The sequence below is a fragment of the Methylobacterium trifolii genome (assembly GCF_022179685.1).
Lineage (GTDB): Bacteria > Pseudomonadota > Alphaproteobacteria > Rhizobiales > Beijerinckiaceae > Methylobacterium > Methylobacterium trifolii.
This window is the reverse complement of sequence record NZ_BPRB01000086.1, coordinates 25,958-44,952: the sequence shown is the minus strand read 5'-3', so window position 1 is coordinate 44,952 and position 18,995 is coordinate 25,958. Positions and strand designations below refer to the sequence as shown.

Sequence of the window (18,995 nt, the reverse complement as noted above, 5' to 3'; positions counted from 1 at the left end):
CAATCAGCCAGCGTTTCAAACAACTCGTTCGAACCATCGCTGGCTATGTGCGCCATTTTATCGTTGTGCCACGGCTTGGCCTGGACGTCCCATCCAATCATTGCCTTGAAAAGTCGTCGGGTCTGCAGCCGGTGATGGGAAGCGTTTTGGGTGTATCCCGTGCCGGCTCATGGCGTTTCGGGGCACGCAGGTCGCGCGCGGTCAGACAAAGAATCCCAGAACAATGTGCGAACTGCTCGGCATGAGCGCGAACGTGCCCACCGACATCCGCTTCTCCTTCGCGGCGCTCGCTCGCCGCGGAGGCGAGACCGGGCCGCACGCGGATGGCTGGGGCATCGGCTTCTACGACGGCCGGACCAGTCGCGCCTTTCACGAGCCCGAGCCCAGCGCCCGCTCCGAACTCGCCAAGTTCCTGCGCAACAATCCGATCAAGAGCCGCATCGTCATCGCGCATGTGCGCAAGGCCAACCGGGGGCGCGTCAGTCTGGAGAACACCCATCCGTTCTCGCGGGAGTTGTGGGGCCGGCGCTGGACGTTCGCCCATAACGGGCAGCTCAAGGGTGTGAAGCGGCTGCCGCTCGCCGGTTTCGCACCGGTCGGCTCGACCGACAGCGAGCATGCCTTCTGCTGGATGATGGGCCGGCTCCAGGCGCGCTTCCAGGCCCTGCCGAAGCCCTCCGCCCTCGACCGGGCCGTGGCCGACCTCTCGGCCGAATTGCACGCGCTCGGCGTTTTCAACATGCTGCTCTCGGACAGCCGCACCCTCTATGCCCATTGCGGCAAGCGGCTCTGCTACCTCACCCGCTGCGCCCCCTTCGGCACCGCGACCCTGATCGACGAGGATTGGCGCGTGGACTTCTCCCAGGAGACCACCGAGCAGGACGTCGTCACCGTCATCGCCACGCAGGCCCTGACCCGCGACGAGTGCTGGACCGACCTGGCGCGGGGCGACGTCCTGACCCTGCGCGACGGCGCCATCCGCCTATTGAAGCCGGGTGCCGCCGCGGCCGCTACCCGGCTGATCTCCCCGGCCGCCTGTTGACACCCGGCAGCCGGGCGGCCGGCCGCGTGCAAGGCCGTGCGCGATGCGCTACAACGCACCCAAACAGGTGCGATGCGGCGTCTGCCGCCCACGCTCCGCCTCACCGGACCCGGACCGCCGGTCGAGCCCCGACAAGCTGACGATTGCGACGAGCCATGACCCGCGACGACATCGAGACCGTCCTCACCCATCCGGAGGGCTGCGCATCGGACGCCCGTCCGAACCTCCCGCACACCATCCGCACCCATCTCGGCGACCACCTGCGTACGGTCTACGACCGCCTGGGCGAGGACGAGATGCCGGGCCGGTTCGCCGATCTGATCGAGAAGCTCGAGGCGGCCCTGCGCGCCCGCGGCGAGGCGATCGAGCCGGAGTTCCGCGACGGACTGCTCGCGGCGGTGCCTTCCTTGCGCGCCTTCGCCCTCTCGCTCACCTCGAACCCGGCCCGCTCGGACGACCTCGTGCAGGATACGCTCTTGAAGGGTTGGCAGCACCGTGCCCGCTTCCAGCCGGGCACGAACCTCAACGCTTGGTTGTTCACCATCCTTCGCAACATCTTCTACTCGGATCACCGCAAGCGTGTGCGCGAGGTCGAGGATCAGGACGGCTCCTACGCCGCCCGCCTTGCCACCGCCCCGCATCAGGGCGACCGCCTCGACGTGGAGGACCTCCAGAGCGCGCTGGCCAAGCTTCCGCCCGACCAGCGGGAGGCCCTGGTGCTCGTCGGTGCCGAGGGCGTCTCCTACGAGGAGGCGGCCGCGATCATGGGCTGCAAGGTCGGGACCGTGAAGAGCCGCGTCAGCCGCGCCCGCGGCCGTCTGGCCGAGCTTCTGGGATACGACGAGGAGGACCTCGGCTCCGACCGGTTCATCCAGTCGGCCATGCCGAAGGACGCCTGAGGCGGTCCGTCCCCCTGTCCGCCAAGCCGATACGGCTGCCTGCTACGACCAGTCGGATGTTCCTCTTCGCGGCGGAATCTGCGAACGGCCGAGCGTAGTGTGCCGATCGCGCATCGTGCCCACACAATAGGCAAGAGGAAAAAGCGGAATTTTTCGACGCATCCGTTTCCGGGGGTCGTGCGTTACCGGCCCGAGCTTCGCTGCGCTTGGCGCGGCGGACGATCAACCAACGGAGACTTTGCGCATGAATATGAAGACGCTTCTCGCTGCCTCGGCGCTCGCCCTTTCTCTGCCGCTCGCCGCCCAGGCGCAGGGCACGATCCGTGGGGCCGAACGCGGCGTCGAGGCCGGCACCGATGCGGCCGGCCCGATCGGCGGCATCGTCGGCGGCGCGGTCGGCGCTGCCACCGGCACGGTCGGCGGCATCCTCGGAATCGACATGGCGCCGCGCTTCCGCTCCTACGTCCGCGAGCGCAACGTGCGCTCCTACGATTACGACGGCCGCGTCGCGGTCGGCACGACGCTGCCGTCGGACGGTCTGAGCTACTACGACGTGCCGGACGAGTACCGCGTGCGTCCGGGCTACCGCTACACGGTCGTCAACGACCGGCCGGTCCTCGTCGACCGTGGCCATCGGATCGTCGAAGTGATCGACTGATCCTCGGCCATGCGGTTCGCGCCTCGTGCGGCGCGAGACTGAATCGGGCTCCGGAGCGATCTGCTCCGGGGCCTTTTCTCTGTCCCGACACGGGTGTGGTGATGAGCGGGGCGCCAAGTGCTTGCGCTCGTCACGCAACGCTTGCACGATCGGCCCGTTACCGTGTCGTGATTAGCGGCGAACCGGCTTGGTCGCGGTTTCTGCTCGGCTTCGCAACTTCACGCGGCGTCCAGGGCGTCGGCGATCCCCTGGCAGGAGTAGGCCCAATGCGCGACGACGACACGGCGGGCGAGGCGGTTCTGCCGGCGCCGGTGCGCGATCATCTCGGTCAGCAATTGCGCGGCGTCCTGACGACCGAGTCGGACAAGCCGCAATTCCTCGGCGACGATCCCGTGCCCGATGCCTTCGCTCCGCAACTCCGGAAGCTGGAGACGCGCCTGAAGACGCACGAGGAAGGCACGGGAGCCGTCGAGGACGCCCTCGACCGCATCCTCGACGCGTTGGGGGTAAACCCGGACGGCAAGGGCACGCAGCCTTAGCAGCCGGCCTGACCCGCCGACCGGCTCCGGAAGGGCGCGACGGCGAGAGCCTATGCCTTTGGCCGGGCCGCGAGGATGTCGCGGATCTCGCCCAGGATCTTCACCTCGGCCGGCACCTCCGCGACCGCCTCGGGCTTCTTGTCCTCCGCGTGCTGGAGCTTGTTCATCGCCCGGATGACCATGAACAGCACGAAGGCGACGATCATGAAGTTGAGCGCCACGGTGATAAACTGGCCGTAGCCGATCACCGCGCCTTGCTTCTTTGCCTCGGCATAGGCCATGCCCGTCTGCACCTTGGACGAAAGCGGGATGTAGTAGTTCGAGAAGTCGAGGCCGCCGGTGACGGCGCCGATCATCGGCATGAACACGTCCTGCACGGCCGAGGTGACGATCGCTCCGAAGGCCGCACCGATGATCACGCCGACCGCGAGGTCAACGACGTTGCCCCGAAGAGCGAACTTCTTGAATTCTTCCAGCATGCGGGCCTCTCCCTGCCCGGGACGACCGAGCAGGCGGACGCTACGGGAGCGGCGGCCGGACGCCAACGATCCTGCCCCGCCGTCCACCGCTGGTTGTGCGATGCCGGCCGATTCATACGAAATCCGATCGATCGCGTTTCGATGCGGATCTCGGCTTCGTTCAAGCGCCGCGAGGTCTCAGGGCTTCGGAAGGGACACGTCCGCCGGTTCGGCCGGGGTGGCCGACGCGGCTTTCGCGAGCCGCCGGTACTGGGCGGCGCCCACCGGGATGGTCAGGAGGTAGGCCACGCTGATCGTCACCAGCGCCTCGAAGGGGAAGCTGATGAGCAGGCCGAAGGCGGCCACGCCCGCCAGGAAGATCGGCAGCACCCAGGCCCGCGGCACGCGCTTGCCCATGGTCTTGCCGGAGAAGGTCGGCACCGTGGAGACGACGAGCAGCGCGACACAGAGCACGTAGACCAGGATCGCCGGTGCCGCCCACGCGTCGAACGTGAGGCCGAGGAAGTGGAGGTAGAGCGGAAGCATGCCGGTCAGAGCGCCGGCCGGCGCCGGCATGCCGACGAAGAAGTCCTTCTTCCATTCCGGCCGGTTCGGATCGTCGAGCATGGCGTTGAAGCGGGCGAGCCGCAGGGCCATGGCAATGGCGAAGATCAGCGCGACGATCCACCCGACCGACTTCAGGTGGAAGAGGGCGAAGCCGTAGAGGATCAGGGCCGGGGCGCAGCCGAAGTTGACGAAATCGGCCAGCGAATCGAGTTCCGCCCCGAAGCGCGAGGTGCCCTTGAGCAGGCGCGCCACCCGGCCGTCGATCCCGTCGAGGACGGCGGCCACGGTGATGGCGATCACCGCCGGCTCGAACTTGCCCTCGAAGGCCAGACGGATCGCGGTCAGCCCGAGGCAGAGCGCCATCAGGGTGATCATGTTGGGCGCGATCATCCGGAAGGGCACCGGGCCGAACCGGCGCGGCCGCGGCTCGTTGGCATCCGGCTCGAAGGGCGGGAAGAGTTCGTCCATGCGTGTCCTCGCCTCCGGTCAGATCCGCCGGAACTGCCGCTCGGGGCCGCCGGAGAGGTCGGCCAGCACGGTCTCGCCGGCAACGGCCTTCTGGCCCAGCCCGACGAGGACGCGCGTACCCTTCGGCAGGTAGACGTCCACGCGCGAGCCGAAGCGGATCAGGCCGAAGCGCTCGCCGACCTGCAGGGAATCGCCTGCGCTGACGAAGCCGACGATGCGGCGCGCCACGAGGCCGGCGATCTGGACCACGCCGATGCGCAGGGGGGCGCCCTTGTGGCTGGTCTCGATCACGAGGCCGTTGCGCTCGTTGTCCTCGGACGCCTTGTCGAGTTCCGCGTTGAGGAACAGGCCCGGCGTGTAGTGGATCTGGCCGATCGTGCCGGTCACCGGCACCCGGTTCACGTGGCAGTCGAACACGTTCATGAACACCGAGACCCGGGTCATCGGCTCGGCCGGCAGGTCGAGTTCAGGCGGGGGCAGCACGGTGGAGATCAGGTTCACCCGCCCGTCCGCCGGGGAGACCACCAGGCCGTCGGCCACGGGGGTGATCCGCTCCGGGTCCCGGAAGAAGTAGCAGACCCACAGGGTCAGGATCAGGAAGATCCAGCCGAAGAACTGCGAGAAGTAGCCGGCGAGCACCGTCAGGACGATGCCGATCAGGATGAAGGGATAGCCCTCCTTGTGGATCGGCACGAGCGTGCGGCGGATCGTATCGAGAAGATCGGACATGGCTCTCCGGCGGTGGGCTGGCGGTCGAGGGTCTCCTTCGAGCCCCTCGAACCGCGGCGCGACTCCTTCGGCCGGCACAGCGCCGGACGGAGCCTATATCGGAACTCTGCGGGCCGGATGGCAGCCGGCCGTCCGCACGTCAACCATCGCACCGATCGGGCACGGTCCGTCATACGAAATCCGCTTGATCGCCTCGCGATGCGGATTTCGCCTTCGCTCAAGTGCCGCGCGGGCTTGTTGATACCGCGTCCGCTTCGATCAAGCGGACGTGGCATCAGACGGTGAGACCGTCCGTTGCAAGGACGCTCATCCGCTTGCGAGGGGGAGGGGCCGTGCCCGCGCGACGAGCGGCTCGTAGGTCCGGAACGTGTCCCGCCCGGCGGCCTTGGCGGCGTAGAGGGCCGCATCCGCCCGGTTGAAGACCTCTTCCGGGGTGCAACCGCCGGCCATGGCGATGCCGACCGACGCCCCGATGGTGGCCGTCCGGCCGTCCCGTTCCACCACCTGGCGCAAGGCACCGACGACGCGCCCGGCCAGAGGCTCGATGTCGTCCCGGTCGAAATGGCCTCCGAGCAGCACGGCGAACTCGTCCCCGCCGACGCGTGCGACGAGGTCGGTCTCGCGGCAGATGCCGGCCAGGCGCCGGCCCGTCTCCTGCAGGCAGGCGTCGCCGGCGGCGTGGCCGAACGTGTCGTTGATCTGCTTGAACCCATCGAGGTCGATCAGCATCAGCGCGCCGGACGGCGCGCCCGCGCCGAGTTGCGCCAGCCGGTTCTGAAAACTGCTGCGGTTGGCCAGCCCGGTCATGGCGTCGTACTCCGCGAGGTAGCGCGTCCGGTCCGACAGGTTCTTCTCGTCCGTGATGTCCTGCTTCATCCCGAAGATGCGCACCGGTATGCCGTTCTCGCACTCGACCGTGGCGGTCAGCCGAATCCAGCGTCGCCGGCCCGTCGCGGTCGTGATCTCCGCGTCGAGTTCGAAGCCGCCGCGCTCGGCGATCGCCCGACTGCGGAGGGCGCTCAGAGTTTTCCGGGACTCGGCGGTGTAGCACGCCAGGGTCCGCTGCCGGTCGACGCGCGATCCCCGCGGGAACTCGAAGATGTCGTAGACCACGTCGGTCCAGTGCAGGGACTCGTCGGGCAGGGCGCATTCCCACACGCCGATCCGCGCTGCGGCGGACGCCCGTTCGAAGATCTTCCGGCTGTGGGCGAGGGCGGCGGCCTGTTCTCGGATCAGGGCCTCCTTCAGTTCCAGTTCGGTCCGCATCCGGGCGAGGGTGGCGGCATCCCGCTGCCGGGCGATCAGAGCGGCGGCGGTCCGCGCCATCCCGGCCAGACGCAGCGATTCGACGGCCGAGAGCAGGCGCGGCCGCGTGTCGAGCAGGCAGAGTATGCCGAAGGGCCGTCCGGGTTCGAGGTTCAGGGGGTGACTGGCGTAGAACCGGATGGTCGGCGCAACGGCCATATCGTCGGGTCGGATTTCGCCCGCCGTGTCGGGAAGCACGAGGATGCCGCCAACGGCGACCGCCTGCGTGCGGAACGTGGCCTCGCTCGCCGCGCTGAACCCGAAGCCGGCCGTCCGGCCCAGGTCGGTGTGCCCCAGGGGCCGGATCGATGCCGTGCGTACGCCGAAGGCCCGGCGTACGTCCTCAAGGAAATCGTCGAGGTCGTCCCGCGCCCGGTCGATGCCAGTGTCGGACGCGACGTCCGGTTCCGCGGATGTCGTCCGCAACCGAGGAGCAGGGGACAGGTCGGGAATCGGCTGCCCTCTTTTGTGCGATGTCAGACAAAGACTATGCCGATACGGTTAAGCTCCTGTCACGTTTTTCTTCGCGAGGCCGCGACGCGGCGCGGAGCGACTCTCCGAGGCTACCTCCCGAAACATGCCGGGAGGGCAGTCTCATGCGAGGCGTGAGGCCGGCACCCATCGCGAAAAAGCCTTGACCGGCCTTGCGGCGCGGGCGCATCTCCAGACCCGGATCAGTCGGCTGGGCGGCCGCTCCGGACGTTCACGTTCGGGGAGGAAAGTCCGGGCTCCATGGAGAGACGGTGCCGGATAACCTCCGGCGGGGGCGACCCCAGGGACAGTGCCACAGAGAGCAGACCGCCACGGACCCTTCGGGGCCGGGGTCAGGGTGAAAGGGTGCGGTAAGAGCGCACCGCGGACGCGGTAACGCGGACGGCACGGCAAACCCCACCGGGAGCAAGACCGAATAGGGGCGGCGCGCCTCCTCGATGAGGGGTGGCAGGCCCGCTCTCCAGGCCAGTCGCCCGGGTTGGTTGCTCGAGGCGGTCGGCAACGATCGTCCCAGAGGAATGGCTGCCACGTCCGGACGCCCGGCGCGTCCGGGCCCTACAGAACCCGGCTTACAGGCCGGCTGATCCGCTTTTTCCGGTCCCGCCGCGCCGCTCCGGGCAGTCATCCGGAATTGGCCGGCCGCAAGACCATTTGACCGGGGCCAGGTGTAGGCTAAGCCGGTTCGGTCAAACCCGCTCCGGGCGCGGAAGACGTTTTTCATCAAAGACTTGAGAATGGCGCCTTCGTTCCGGTGCCCATGAAATCTCTTCGAACACTTACACTCGGTTAACCTTGCTGGGGTCTGATCGAAGCGATCTCGATCCGCGCCGCTCGCGCGTTGACGATCCTCAGAGGCCCATGATACCCGGCATCCTCACGTTAACGGCACCGATCGGATCGCCGGACGCGTCCCGCGAAGGCGGCGGGCCGTCCCGCGTGCGCAATAGCGATCGCCGCGTCTCCGGGATCGCCCGTCACAGACCCGCCGCCACGCCGCGGCCGGCTTCAGGTCGCCATGAGCCGTATCGCGCCTCCCCGATCCGTCCGTCGTCCCGCAATGCGTCCGAGAGCGTCCGCGCTCGTCGCGAGTCCGTCATGAGGCGACCCGGCGTGCCGCCGACAGGTGCCCCCCACATCCCGGTTCTGCTGGACGAAGTCGTTACCGCCCTCGACCTCGGCGGCGCGCGCCTGGCTATCGACGGCACGTTCGGAGCCGGGGGCTACACGCGGGCGATGCTGGCCGCCGACCGGGATATCCGCGTCCTCGCCATAGACCGCGATCCGGATGCGATCTCGGCCGGCGCCCGACTCGTGGCGGAGTCGGACAACCGCCTGCGCCTGGTGGCGGGCTGCTTCGGCGATCTCGATGCCCTGGCCACCGAGGCCGGCGAGCCGCAGGTGAACCGCGTCGTCCTCGATATCGGTGTCTCCTCGATGCAGATCGACCAGGCGGAGCGCGGGTTCTCCTTCCGGCACGACGGGCCCCTCGACATGCGCATGGGCGGCGGCGGAATCAGCGCGGCCGACATCGTCAACGAGGCCGACGAGGCGGCGCTCGCCGACATTGTGTTCCATTACGGCGAGGAGCGCCGTTCGCGGGCGGTGGCCCGCAGCATCATCGAGGCGCGCCGCCGCGGCCCGATCGAGACCACGGGCCAACTCGCCGACCTCGTGGCGGGCGTGGTCCGTACCGAGCCCGGAAGCGGCATCCACCCGGCGACGCGCACGTTCCAGGGCCTGCGGATCGCCGTCAACGACGAGCTGGGCGAGCTGGTCCGTGCCCTCCACGCGGCCGAGCGCATCCTGCAGCCCGGCGGCCGGCTCGCGGTGGTGACGTTCCATTCCCTGGAAGACCGAATCGTCAAGCAGTTCTTCGCCGCCCGCAGTGGCCGCGCCGTGCAGAGCTCGCGCCATATGCCGACGGCTCTGCCGGGTGGCGAGCCTGCTCCGGCCAAGAGCTTCCGACCCGTGACCAAGGGGCCGGTGCTCCCGTCCGCGGCCGAGGCCGCGCGCAACCCCCGCGCCCGTTCGGCCAAGCTGCGGGCCGCGGAGCGCACGGATTCGCCTGTTCCCGAGCCGCTCGGCGCGATCGAAGCCCTGGCGCGCCTGCCGGACGCCCCCCGCGGAGGCCCACGCCGGTGATCCGTCTCCTCAACCTGCTCGCGGTGGTCGGCCTCGTCGCCTCGGCGATCTACGCCTACTCGATCAAGTACGACACGCTCTACCAGGGTGGTCAGGTCTCCAAGCTGAAGAGCGGCCTGCACAAGGAGCGGCAGGCCATCGCGGTTCTGCGCGCGGAGTGGCAGTTGCTGACCCGGCCGGACCGCCTCCAGGCGGCGGTGGAGAAGCACCTGGCCCTGGAGCCGATCGGCACTGTCCATCTCGGGCGGCTCGCCGACCTGCCGGCCCGGCCAGAGCGCGGGGACGAGATCGGACGCCTGCTCGCTGCCACGGCGACGCCGAAGGAGAAGACCTCCGGCCTCGCCGAGCCGCGCACCACCGGTTCGCTCACCCGCACCGTCTCGACCCGCACGTCCACCACGGCCTCGAGGTAGTCCCCGTGTCCGAACACGAAGCACAGACCCTCGACGGGCACGACCAGGGCGCCCAGGTGGAGCAGGGGGAGGGACCTGAGCCCGGGCCGGCGACAGGGCCGCAGTCCGAGGCCGCGCCGTTCCGGCACGCTATCGAGGCGGTCCAGCCGGTCGCGGAACCCAAGGCCCATCCGGTCGTCCGGCTGGTGCGTTCCATGTTCCGCCTCGCGATCGAGCGCTCGCACACCCGCGTGGCGCTCGTCGGCCTCGCCTTCCTGGGCGTGTTCGGTGCGATCAGCGTGCGGTTGCTGATGATGGCGATCTTCGGCGAGCCTCCGAGCCAGGAGCACCGGGTGGCGGCAGCCGCCACCACGGCGATCCGACCTGACATCGTGGACCGCAACGGCGAGATCCTGGCCACCGACATCCGCACCGTTTCGGTCTTCGCCGAGCCGAAGAACATCTACGACAAGGACGAGGCGGTAGAACTCCTCACAGCCGTGCTGCCGGAGATCAACGCCACCGAGTTGCGGGCCAAGCTCTCCACCAAGAAGGGCTTCGTCTGGGTCAAGCGCGAGCTGACACCCAAGCAGCAGGCGGAGGTGCATCGCCTCGGCATCCCCGGCATCGGCTTCCTGCCGGACCACAAGCGGGTCTACCCGAACGGTTTCGCGGCCGCGCACGTGCTCGGGGTGACAAACCTCGACAACGTCGGCATCGCCGGCATCGAAAAGTACATCGACAACCAGGGCAACAAGGCGCTCAACGAGTTCGGCCTCGTCGCCAAGCAGACCGACCTGAAGCCGGTCCAGCTCTCCATCGACCTGCGGGCCCAGTTCGCCGTGCGCGACGAACTCGCCAAGGGCATCGAGCACTTCAAGGCCAAGGCCGGTGCCTCGATGATCCTCGACGTCCAGACCGGCGAGGTGATCGCCCTGGTCTCGATGCCGGACTTCGATCCCAACAACCCGGTCGACGCCCTGTCGGACGATCGCATCAACCGCATGAACGTCGGCGTCTACGAGATGGGCTCGACCTTCAAGGCGATGACGCTCGCCATGGCCCTGGAATCGGGCAAGTACAACGTCAACTCGACCTTCGACACCCGCGGCGGCGTACTCAACTGGGGCCGCTCGAAGATCCACGAGTACCACGGCACCAACAGGCTCATCACCATGCCGGAGGTGTTCACGCACTCCTCCAACATCGGCTCGGCCAAGATGGCGCTGGGCGTGGGCGTGCCCGGCCACAAGGCCTTCCTGAAGAAGATGGGCCTTCTCGACCGGATGCGCACCGAGCTTCCGGAATCGGCGAGCCCGATCATCCCGCCGCGTTGGACCGAGATCAACACCATCACCATCGCCTTCGGCCACGGCCTGGCGGTCGCGCCGATCCAGGCCACTGCGGCGGTGGCGGCCATCGCCAACGGCGGCTTCCTGATGACGCCGACCTTCCTCAAGACGACCGTCGAGGACGCCCGCGCCAAGGCGACCCAGGTGCTGCGCCCCGAGACCAGCGAGGCCATGCGCTTCATCATGCGGCTCAACGCGGTCGAGGGCTCGGCCAAGAAGGCGTCGATCCCGTACTACTTCGTGGGCGGCAAAACCGGCACCGCCGAGAAGGTGATCGGTGGGCGCTACGTGAAGAACCGGCTGTTCACGACCTTCATGGCCGCGGCCCCCATGGACAAACCGAAATACCTCTTCGTCACCATCATGGACGAGCCGCAGGGTCTGCCGGAGAGCGGCGGCTACGCCACGGCCGCCTGGAACTCGGGCGTCGTCACCGGCAAGGTGATCGAGCGCGTCGCCCCGATCCTCGGCCTGCCGCCGCAGTTCGATCCGCCGGTCAAGCCCTTCCCGCTCATGGTCAAGCTCGGCGCCTACCACGCCGACAAGGTCAACGGCCCGTGACCGTGACCCTGGGCACGCTGTTTCCCGAGGCCGGGCCAGAGGTCTCCGGACTGACGGTCGCGGGCCTCACCGCCGACAGCCGCAGGGTGGTGCCGGGCGGCGTCTTCATCGCCGTGCCGGGCACGAAGGCCGACGGGCGGCTGTTCGCGGCCGGCGCCATCGCCGCCGGGGCCGGGGCCGTCGCGGGCGAGGGGGCCCGGCCCGCGGATATGCCCGCGGACGCCACCTGGATTTCCGTCCCGGACGCAAGGCGCGCCTTGGCGCTCGCTGCCGCTCGGCTCTCGGGCACACAGCCGGACACGGTCGTTGCCGTCACCGGCACCTCCGGCAAGAGCTCGGTCGCCGACTTCGTCCGGCAGATCCTGTCCAGGCTCGGACGCGAATCGGCCAGCCTCGGCACGGTCGGGATCGTGACGAACCGAGGCGCCGCCTACGGCTCCCTGACGACGCCCGATCCGGTGACGCTGCACGAGACCCTGGCGCGGCTTGCCGGCGACGGCATCACGGAACTGGCCATGGAAGCCTCCTCCCACGGTATCGAGCAGCGCCGCCTCGACGGCGTACGGTTGACGGCGGCCGGCTTCACCAACCTCGGACGCGATCACCTCGACTACCACGCCACGATCGAGGATTATCTCGCGGCCAAGCTCCGCCTGTTCACCACGCTGCTGCCGAAGGGCTGTCCGGCAGTCATCAACGCCGACGGCGCCTTTGCCGATCGGGTGATCGCCGTGGCCGAAGAGGCCGGTCACGAGGTCCGTACCACCGGCCGGGCCGGCTCCCATATCCGTCTCCTGGATGGGCGCACCGAGGGCTTTTCGCAGGTGCTGCGCCTCGACGGCCCCGGCGGCGACCGCACGGTGCGCCTGCCCCTTGTCGGCGGCTTTCAAGTGGAGAACGCCCTGCTCGCCGCCGGCCTCGTGCTGGCGACCCCGGTGGGCGCGGCCGACCCGGACGGCGTGTTTAAGGCCCTCGAACACCTCACCGGCGTGCCCGGCCGCATGGAGCGGATCGGGGAGGTCAACGGCGCCCTCTGCCTCGTCGACTACGCCCACAAGCCCGAGGCGCTGGAAGGCGTGCTGACGGCTTTGCGCCCCTTCGCCACCGGCCGCCTCGTGCTGGTGTTCGGCTGCGGCGGCGACCGCGACCGCGGCAAGCGACCGCTCATGGGCGCCATCGCCGCGCGGCTCGCCGACGCGGTCGTCGTCACCGACGACAACCCGAGGAGCGAGGACCCCGCCGCGATCCGTGCCGCGATCCTGTCCAATGCCCCCGAAGCCAAGGAGATCGGCGACCGGGCCGAGGCCATCCGCGCCGCCGTGCGGGGCCTGCGGCCCGGCGACGTGCTGGTCGTGGCCGGCAAGGGCCATGAAACCGGCCAGATCGTGGGGGATCGGGTGTTGCCGTTCTCGGATCACGAGGTTCTGCGCGCGGCGATCGCCGAGGTTCAGGGATGAACGCCGCTCGGGTGGACTGCTTCGCGCACGGGACCTCCCACTTCCGCAGAGAGCGGAAGGACGGTGCGCACGAACGAATCCGGTCGGAGGCCGCATGAGCCTGAATATCCTGCTTTGGACCCCGGAGGCCCTTGAGGCCGCGACCGGCGGTACGCTCGTGGGCGCATCCCGCGCCGTCACGGGCGCGTCGATCGACACACGCACGCTCCAGCCGGGCGACCTGTTCTTCGCGATCCGAGGCGAGGCGCGGGACGGGCACGACTTCGTCCGAGCGGCTCTCGACAAGGGTGCTGGCGCCGCCGTCGTGGCGGCGGACCACGCCGCCGAATTCGACGGCCCCGTGCTGTCGGTCCCGCAAGCCGCCGACGACCCGGTGCTCGACGCCATGCGAGCCCTCGGCCGGGCGGCCCGCGCCCGCACGCAGGCGTCGATCGTCGCCGTGACGGGCTCCGTCGGCAAGACCGGCACCAAGGAGGCCCTGCGCCACGTCCTGTCCGCGCAAGGGCCGACCCACGCCTCGATCGCCTCCTACAACAACCATTGGGGCGTGCCCCTGACGCTGGCGCGGATGCCGGAAGACACCCGCTTCGGCGTGTTCGAGATCGGCATGAACCACCCCGCCGAGATCGTGCCCCTGACCGCCCAGGTCCGGCCGGACGTGGCGCTCGTCACCACCGTCGAGCCGGTGCATATCGAGCACTTCGCCTCGCTCTCGGCCATCGCGGACGCCAAGGGCGAGATCTTCTCCGGCCTCGCCCCAGGAGGCGTCGCAGTGATCAACCGCGACAACCCGAGTTTTTCGCGCCTTCAGGCGCACGCGCTGGCCTCGCGGGCCGGGCGCATCGTCAGCTTCGGCGAGCACCCCGAGGCCGACGTGCGGGCCCTGCGCATCGTGCTGCGCCCCGACCTCTCGGTGGTCGACGCGGTGGTGATGGGCCAGCCCGTCACCTACCAGCTCGGCACGGCCGGGCGGCATACGGCCTTGAATTCCCTGGGCGTGATGGCCGTGATCCACGCGCTGGGCGCAGATCTTGCCCGCGCGGCCCTGTCGCTGGCCGGCCTCAGGCCACCCGTGGGCCGCGGAGAACGCACCGCGCTGCGCCTGCCGGACGGCGAGGTGTTTTTGGTGGATGAGAGCTACAACGCGAATCCGGCCTCCGTCCGCGCCGCGCTGAGCACCCTCAACGGGATAGAGACCGGCGCGCGCGGCCGCCGCATCGTCGTTCTCGGCGACATGCTCGAGCTCGGCAGCGCGAGCGAAGCCCACCACCGGGACCTTGCCGCCGCCGTCGAGGCGAACGGGGTCGACCTCGTCTTCACGGCGGGCGCGCTGATGCGCAACCTGTTCGAGGCCCTGCCCGTCTCGCGCCGGGGCGTGGCGGCGGCGACCGCGGCCGACCTCGTCGAGCCGATCCTCAAGACCCTGCGGCCGGGCGACGCCGTCATGGTCAAGGGCTCCAACAGCATCCGCATGGGCCGGATTGTCGAAGCCCTCAAAGCCCGCTACGCGACGCCGGCGCGGCGCGATTCGGCCGCCACCGCCGCATCGTGAGCGGTCCCGGCATCCCGCACGGGCCGGGGGCGCCCGCGCCCTCCGCCGCCATCCTCCTTTGAACAGAGCGGCCGAGCGTTCCGGATGCTGTATCTCCTGTCGGACCTGAGCGGCACGCTCTCGGCCCTCAACGTCTTCCGCTACATCACCTTCCGGACCGGGGGGGCGCTGTTCACGGCCGGCCTGTTCGTGTTCTGGTTCGGGCCGCTGATCATCTCCCTGCTGCGCCTGCGCCAGGGCAAGGGCCAGCCGATCCGCGAGGACGGCCCGCAGACCCACCTGCTGACCAAGCGCGGCACGCCGACCATGGGCGGGCTGATGATCCTGGCGGGTGCCATCGTCGCGATCCTGCTCTGGGCCAACCCGCGCAACCACTACGTCTGGATCACGCTGACCGTCACCCTGGGCTTCGGCGCGATCGGCTTCTACGACGACTACCTCAAGGTGACGAAGCAGTCACACAAGGGCTTTTCCGGCAAGTTCCGCCTGGCGCTCGAAGCCCTGATCGCGATCTCGGCCTGCACCATGATCGCCCTCTACTCGCCGGTCTCCCTCCAGAACCAGCTCGCCTTCCCCGTGTTCAAGGACGCGCTGCTGAACCTCGGCTGGTTCTACGTGCTGTTCGGCGGCTTCGTGATCGTGGGCGCCGGCAACGCGGTCAACATGACCGACGGCCTCGACGGGCTGGCCATCGTGCCCGTCATGATCGCCTGTGGCACCTTCGGCGTCATCGCCTACCTCGTCGGCAACTCGTTCACCGCGAGCTACCTCCAGGTGAACTACGTCCGCGACACCGGCGAACTCGCCGTGGTCTGCGGCGCGGTGATCGGGGCGGGTCTGGGCTTCCTCTGGTTCAACGCGCCGCCGGCCCAGATCTTCATGGGCGATACCGGTTCGCTCGCCCTCGGCGGCCTGCTCGGGGTCGTGGCGGTGGCGACCAAGCACGAGATCGTGCTCGCCATCGTCGGCGGCCTGTTCGTGCTGGAGATGATGTCGGTCATCATCCAGGTCGCCTCCTTCAAGCTCACCGGCAAGCGCGTCTTCCGCATGGCGCCGATCCACCACCACTTCGAGCAGAAGGGCTGGAAGGAGGCGCAGGTGGTCATCCGTTTCTGGATCATCGCCGTGATCCTGGCGCTGGCGGGCCTCGCGACGCTCAAGCTGCGCTAGAACCTTGCGGTTTTCCCGATTATGACATCGGATCGATCCCCCTCCTCACCCTCATCCTGAGGTGCCGGAACGAAGTGGAGGCCTCGAAGGAGCCCTCCAGATCGCATGGCGGGTCCTGGAGGGCTCCTTCGAGGCCGCTGGCGCGGCACCTCAGGATGAGGGGGAGGGAGGGACAGCGCCGGTCCAGCGGCTGGTACGACCTTGGAAGCGCCATGACCCCTGTCACGATCTTCAACGGCAAAAGGGTCGCCCTGTTCGGCCTCGGCGGCTCCGGCCTCGCCACCGCCCTGGCCCTCAAGGCCGGCGGTGCCGAGGTCGTGGCCAGCGACGACAACGCCGAGAGCATGGCGCGGGCGGCCGGCCAGGGCATCGCCACCGCGGACCTGCGAGAGGCCGACTGGTCGGGCTTCTCCGCCTTCGTCCTGAGCCCCGGCGTACCGCTGACCCACCCGGCCCCGCACTGGAGCGTCGGGCTGGCGCGCGCGGCCGGCGTCGAGATCGTCGGCGACATCGAACTGTTCTGCCGCGAGCGCCGGAGCATCGCGCCCGGTGCGCCGTTCGTGGCCATCACCGGCACCAACGGCAAGTCGACCACCACGGCGCTGGTCGCCCACATCCTGGCCCGGGCCGGCCGCGACGTGCAGATGGGCGGCAATATCGGCATCGCGATCCTGTCGCTGGAGCCGCCCTCGCACGACCGCGTCCACGTGATCGAGATGTCCTCGTTCCAGATCGACCTGACGCCCGGCCTCGACCCGAGCGTGGGCGTCCTCCTCAACGTCACCCCCGACCACCTCGACCGGCACGGGACGCTCGCCGAGTACGCCGCCATCAAGGAGCGGCTGATCCGGGGCTCCGACCTCGCCGTGGTCGGCATCGACGACGGCCCGAGCCGGGCCATCGCCGAGCGGCGCGGAGACCGGCTGGTGCGCATCCACGTTCCCCGCGATGCCGCCCTCACCGCCGACGCCCTGGTCGCGCGGGACGGCGCCGTGTTCGACGCGGACGGGACGCGCATCGTCGACGTCTCGGAGGTCGGGTCGCTGCGCGGGGCGCACAACTGGCAGAACGCGGCGGTGGCCGTCGCGGTGGCCCGCGCGCTCGGCATCTCCGACGCGGACCTCCAGGCGGGGCTTTCGTCCTTCCCCGGCCTGCCGCACCGGATGGAGGAGGTGCGCCGGCGCGGGCGCGTGCTCTTCGTCAACGATTCCAAGGCGACGAACGCCGATTCCACCGAGAAGGCGCTGACCGCCTTCCGCGACGTGCACTGGATTCTCGGCGGCAAGGCCAAGGAGGGCGGCATCTTCCCCCTGGTGCCGTATTTCGAGCGCGTCGCCCACGCCTACCTGATCGGCGCCGCCTCGGACAGTTTCGCCGCGACCCTGGAGGGCGCGGTGCCCTACACCCGCTGCGAGACCCTGGAGGTGGCGGTGCCGGCCGCCGCCGAGGGCGCCGCCGCCTCGGCCGCGGCCGAGCCCGTGGTGCTGCTCTCCCCGGCCTGCGCCTCCTACGACCAGTTCCGGAGCTTCGAGCAGCGCGGCGACCGTTTTCGGGACCTGGTCGCCGCGCTGCCTTAGCGCGTGCGGCCGACACGGGTTTCACGATCCGGTTCGCGAGGGCCCCGGCGCGGTGCCCTCCCCCTCTGCGCGCTGGCAGATGCACACATCGCGTTCAGGACGTACCCCGGCCTGGCCGCGGGCCTCTCCTACCCCCTTGTGGGGAGGAGCCGGAGGTGGGGGTGGTGCAGAAGGCACCGGAACGCCCGATCCTGAACCACCCCCACCCCCACCCCTCCCCACAAGGGGGAGGGGAGTCGCGTTCCGAAACAGAGACCTATCCGGCCACGGAGAGAGTGTGGATCTGCTAGCCTCTGTGGGCCACGCTCTCCCGCAGGGGGAGAAGAAAGAACCTGCGCCGGTTTCGCTCTACGCTGCGATCTATCGAACCCCCTGCACGCCGTAGTGGTAGGCTCGGGTGCCATTCAGCGCGCCAGAACCTGCGCGGCCGCCCGCGTCGTGCCGACCGCGTCCGAGACCTCGGAGACCGCCGAGGCGATCGCGCCGATGTTGTCGGAGACGGCCAGGACGGCTCCGGCCGCCTGCTGCATGTTGCGCGAGAGGTCCTGCGTCACCACGCTCTGCTCCTCCACCGCGGCGGCCGTGACGACGACATGGTCGCGCATCTCGCCGATCGAGCCGCGGATCGAGGCGAGCACCCCGACGACATCCTGGGACACGGCCTGGACGTTGCCGATCTCGCCGTTGATCCTGTCCGTCGCCTGGGCGGCCTGGGCGGCGAGCGCCTTGACCTCCTGAGCGACCACGGCGAAGCCGCGCCCGGCCTCGCCCGCGCGCGCCGCCTCGATGGTCGCGTTGAGCGCCAGCAGGTTGATCTGCCCGGCGATGGTCTGGATCAGGCCGACGATGCCGCTCATCGCGGCCGCCGCCTCCGTGAGCCGCCGCGTATGGGCGTCGGCGTCCCGCACGCAGTCGTAGACGTTGTCGGTGGCGGTCTTCGACTTCGTCATGCTCTGCGAGACCTCGACCACGGAGGCCGCCAGCTCCTCGGTCGCCGCGGCCATGGTCTGAACGCTCGAAGTGGCCGAGCCGAGGGCCTCCCGCGCGGTCCCGGAGGCTGCCGCGGAGCGCTCGACGGCCCGGTCGATCCCGCCGAAGTTCTGGTCGATCAGGCGGCGCAGGTCGCCCAGCAGGGCGACCTGCTCGGTGATGTCGGTGGCGAACTTCACCACCTTGTAGGGGCGGCCCGCCCGGTCCAGCATCGGGTTGTAGGAGGCCTGAATCCAGATCTCGCGGCCGCCCTTTCCGACGCGCCGGTACTGCGCCGCCTGGAACTCGCCGGCCCGCAGGCGCTCCCAGAACGCCTGATATGCGTCCGAACTGCGCTCGGTGGCCTCGACGAACATCTCGTGATGCCGGCCGGCGATCTCGGGCAGGGCGTAGCCGACCACCGAGAGGAAGTTGGCGTTGGCGGCCAGGATGCGTCCGCCGAGATCGAACTCGATCACGCCCTGGACGCGGTCGAGGGCCGCGAGCTTCGCAGCGGATTCCGAGGTCTTCCTTGAAGGAAACATGGTCGGCGGTCTCGTCACGTCGGCTCGCTGCCGTACACAACTGATAGTTGTATAAGGGTGGTTAAGACATCGTGACCGGACCGCCTCGCCCCGCCCCCATTGCGGCTACGCTCAGGGGCGC

The 18,995-nt window shown here is 69.5% G+C and carries 16 protein-coding genes and 1 other RNA gene; 12 read left to right on the top strand and 5 right to left on the bottom strand.

Annotation, left to right across the window (positions count from 1 at the left end; translation table 11 throughout):
- Positions 1-223 precede the first annotated feature (223 nt).
- From COGEMETH_RS08665 to COGEMETH_RS08650, 4 genes are all read left to right on the top strand, one after another.
- Positions 224-1,042, top strand: a complete 819-nt coding sequence (locus COGEMETH_RS08665) for a class II glutamine amidotransferase (RefSeq protein WP_238182190.1) — start codon at positions 224-226, stop codon at positions 1,040-1,042.
- 155 nt (positions 1,043-1,197) lie between these two features.
- Positions 1,198-1,941 (top strand): NepR family anti-sigma factor, encoded by a 744-nt coding sequence (locus COGEMETH_RS08660; RefSeq protein ID WP_238182189.1) that lies wholly within the window; start codon positions 1,198-1,200, stop codon positions 1,939-1,941.
- A gap of 244 nt (positions 1,942-2,185) precedes the next feature.
- Positions 2,186-2,599: a DUF1236 domain-containing protein gene (locus tag COGEMETH_RS08655; RefSeq protein WP_238182188.1), complete on the top strand. Its 414-nt coding sequence runs from the start codon at positions 2,186-2,188 to the stop codon at positions 2,597-2,599.
- A gap of 266 nt (positions 2,600-2,865) precedes the next feature.
- Positions 2,866-3,138 carry a hypothetical protein gene (locus tag COGEMETH_RS08650; RefSeq protein WP_238182187.1) on the top strand — a complete coding sequence of 91 codons (273 nt, stop codon included), beginning with the start codon at positions 2,866-2,868 and terminating at the stop codon, positions 3,136-3,138.
- A 50-nt stretch (positions 3,139-3,188) separates the two neighbouring features.
- On the opposite strand, the gene mscL is transcribed toward COGEMETH_RS08650, so the two are convergent.
- From mscL to COGEMETH_RS08630, 4 genes are all read right to left on the bottom strand, one after another.
- Complete coding sequence (gene mscL / locus COGEMETH_RS08645; RefSeq protein WP_238182186.1) at positions 3,189-3,617, bottom strand: large conductance mechanosensitive channel protein MscL; 429 nt, start codon at positions 3,615-3,617, stop codon at positions 3,189-3,191.
- A gap of 177 nt (positions 3,618-3,794) precedes the next feature.
- Positions 3,795-4,631 (bottom strand): CDP-alcohol phosphatidyltransferase family protein, encoded by an 837-nt coding sequence (locus COGEMETH_RS08640; RefSeq protein WP_238182185.1) that lies wholly within the window; start codon positions 4,629-4,631, stop codon positions 3,795-3,797.
- 18 nt (positions 4,632-4,649) lie between these two features.
- Entirely contained in the window at positions 4,650-5,438 is a 789-nt protein-coding gene (locus COGEMETH_RS08635) for a phosphatidylserine decarboxylase (protein ID WP_283214971.1), read from the bottom strand.
- A 228-nt stretch (positions 5,439-5,666) separates the two neighbouring features.
- Positions 5,667-7,091: a diguanylate cyclase domain-containing protein gene (locus COGEMETH_RS08630; protein WP_238182183.1), complete on the bottom strand. Its 1,425-nt coding sequence runs from the start codon at positions 7,089-7,091 to the stop codon at positions 5,667-5,669.
- A gap of 248 nt (positions 7,092-7,339) precedes the next feature.
- Between COGEMETH_RS08630 and rnpB the strand changes: the two genes are divergently transcribed.
- The 8 genes from rnpB (at position 7,340) to murD (ending at position 17,360) form a co-directional block, all read left to right on the top strand.
- An RNA gene (rnpB, locus tag COGEMETH_RS08625) (RNase P RNA component class A) lies at positions 7,340-7,745 on the top strand.
- A 507-nt stretch (positions 7,746-8,252) separates the two neighbouring features.
- A complete protein-coding gene (gene rsmH / locus COGEMETH_RS08620; RefSeq protein WP_238182182.1) occupies positions 8,253-9,299 on the top strand; it encodes a 16S rRNA (cytosine(1402)-N(4))-methyltransferase RsmH in 1,047 nt (348 codons plus the stop codon).
- On the top strand, positions 9,296-9,712 hold the full coding sequence (gene ftsL / locus COGEMETH_RS08615) for a cell division protein FtsL (protein WP_238182181.1): 417 nt from the start codon (positions 9,296-9,298) through the stop codon (positions 9,710-9,712). Before rsmH ends, ftsL begins: the two co-directional genes overlap by 4 nt.
- 131 nt (positions 9,713-9,843) lie before the next feature.
- A complete protein-coding gene (locus COGEMETH_RS08610; protein ID WP_238182199.1) occupies positions 9,844-11,604 on the top strand; it encodes a peptidoglycan D,D-transpeptidase FtsI family protein in 1,761 nt (586 codons plus the stop codon).
- On the top strand, positions 11,601-13,061 hold the full coding sequence (locus COGEMETH_RS08605; RefSeq protein ID WP_238182180.1) for a UDP-N-acetylmuramoyl-L-alanyl-D-glutamate--2,6-diaminopimelate ligase: 1,461 nt from the start codon (positions 11,601-11,603) through the stop codon (positions 13,059-13,061). Before COGEMETH_RS08610 ends, COGEMETH_RS08605 begins: the two co-directional genes overlap by 4 nt.
- 94 nt (positions 13,062-13,155) lie before the next feature.
- On the top strand, positions 13,156-14,613 hold the full coding sequence (locus COGEMETH_RS08600) for a UDP-N-acetylmuramoylalanyl-D-glutamyl-2,6-diaminopimelate--D-alanyl-D-alanine ligase (RefSeq protein ID WP_238182179.1): 1,458 nt from the start codon (positions 13,156-13,158) through the stop codon (positions 14,611-14,613).
- Between the two features lie 84 nt (positions 14,614-14,697).
- Positions 14,698-15,783: a phospho-N-acetylmuramoyl-pentapeptide-transferase gene (gene mraY, locus COGEMETH_RS08595; RefSeq protein WP_238182178.1), complete on the top strand. Its 1,086-nt coding sequence runs from the start codon at positions 14,698-14,700 to the stop codon at positions 15,781-15,783.
- 212 nt (positions 15,784-15,995) lie between these two features.
- Positions 15,996-17,360: a UDP-N-acetylmuramoyl-L-alanine--D-glutamate ligase gene (murD, locus tag COGEMETH_RS08590; protein ID WP_238182177.1), complete on the top strand. Its 1,365-nt coding sequence runs from the start codon at positions 15,996-15,998 to the stop codon at positions 17,358-17,360.
- A gap of 404 nt (positions 17,361-17,764) precedes the next feature.
- Here the strand turns inward: murD and COGEMETH_RS08585 are convergent, their stop codons facing one another.
- Positions 17,765-18,874 (bottom strand): methyl-accepting chemotaxis protein, encoded by a 1,110-nt coding sequence (locus COGEMETH_RS08585; RefSeq protein WP_283214970.1) that lies wholly within the window; start codon positions 18,872-18,874, stop codon positions 17,765-17,767.
- Positions 18,875-18,995 lie beyond the last annotated feature (121 nt).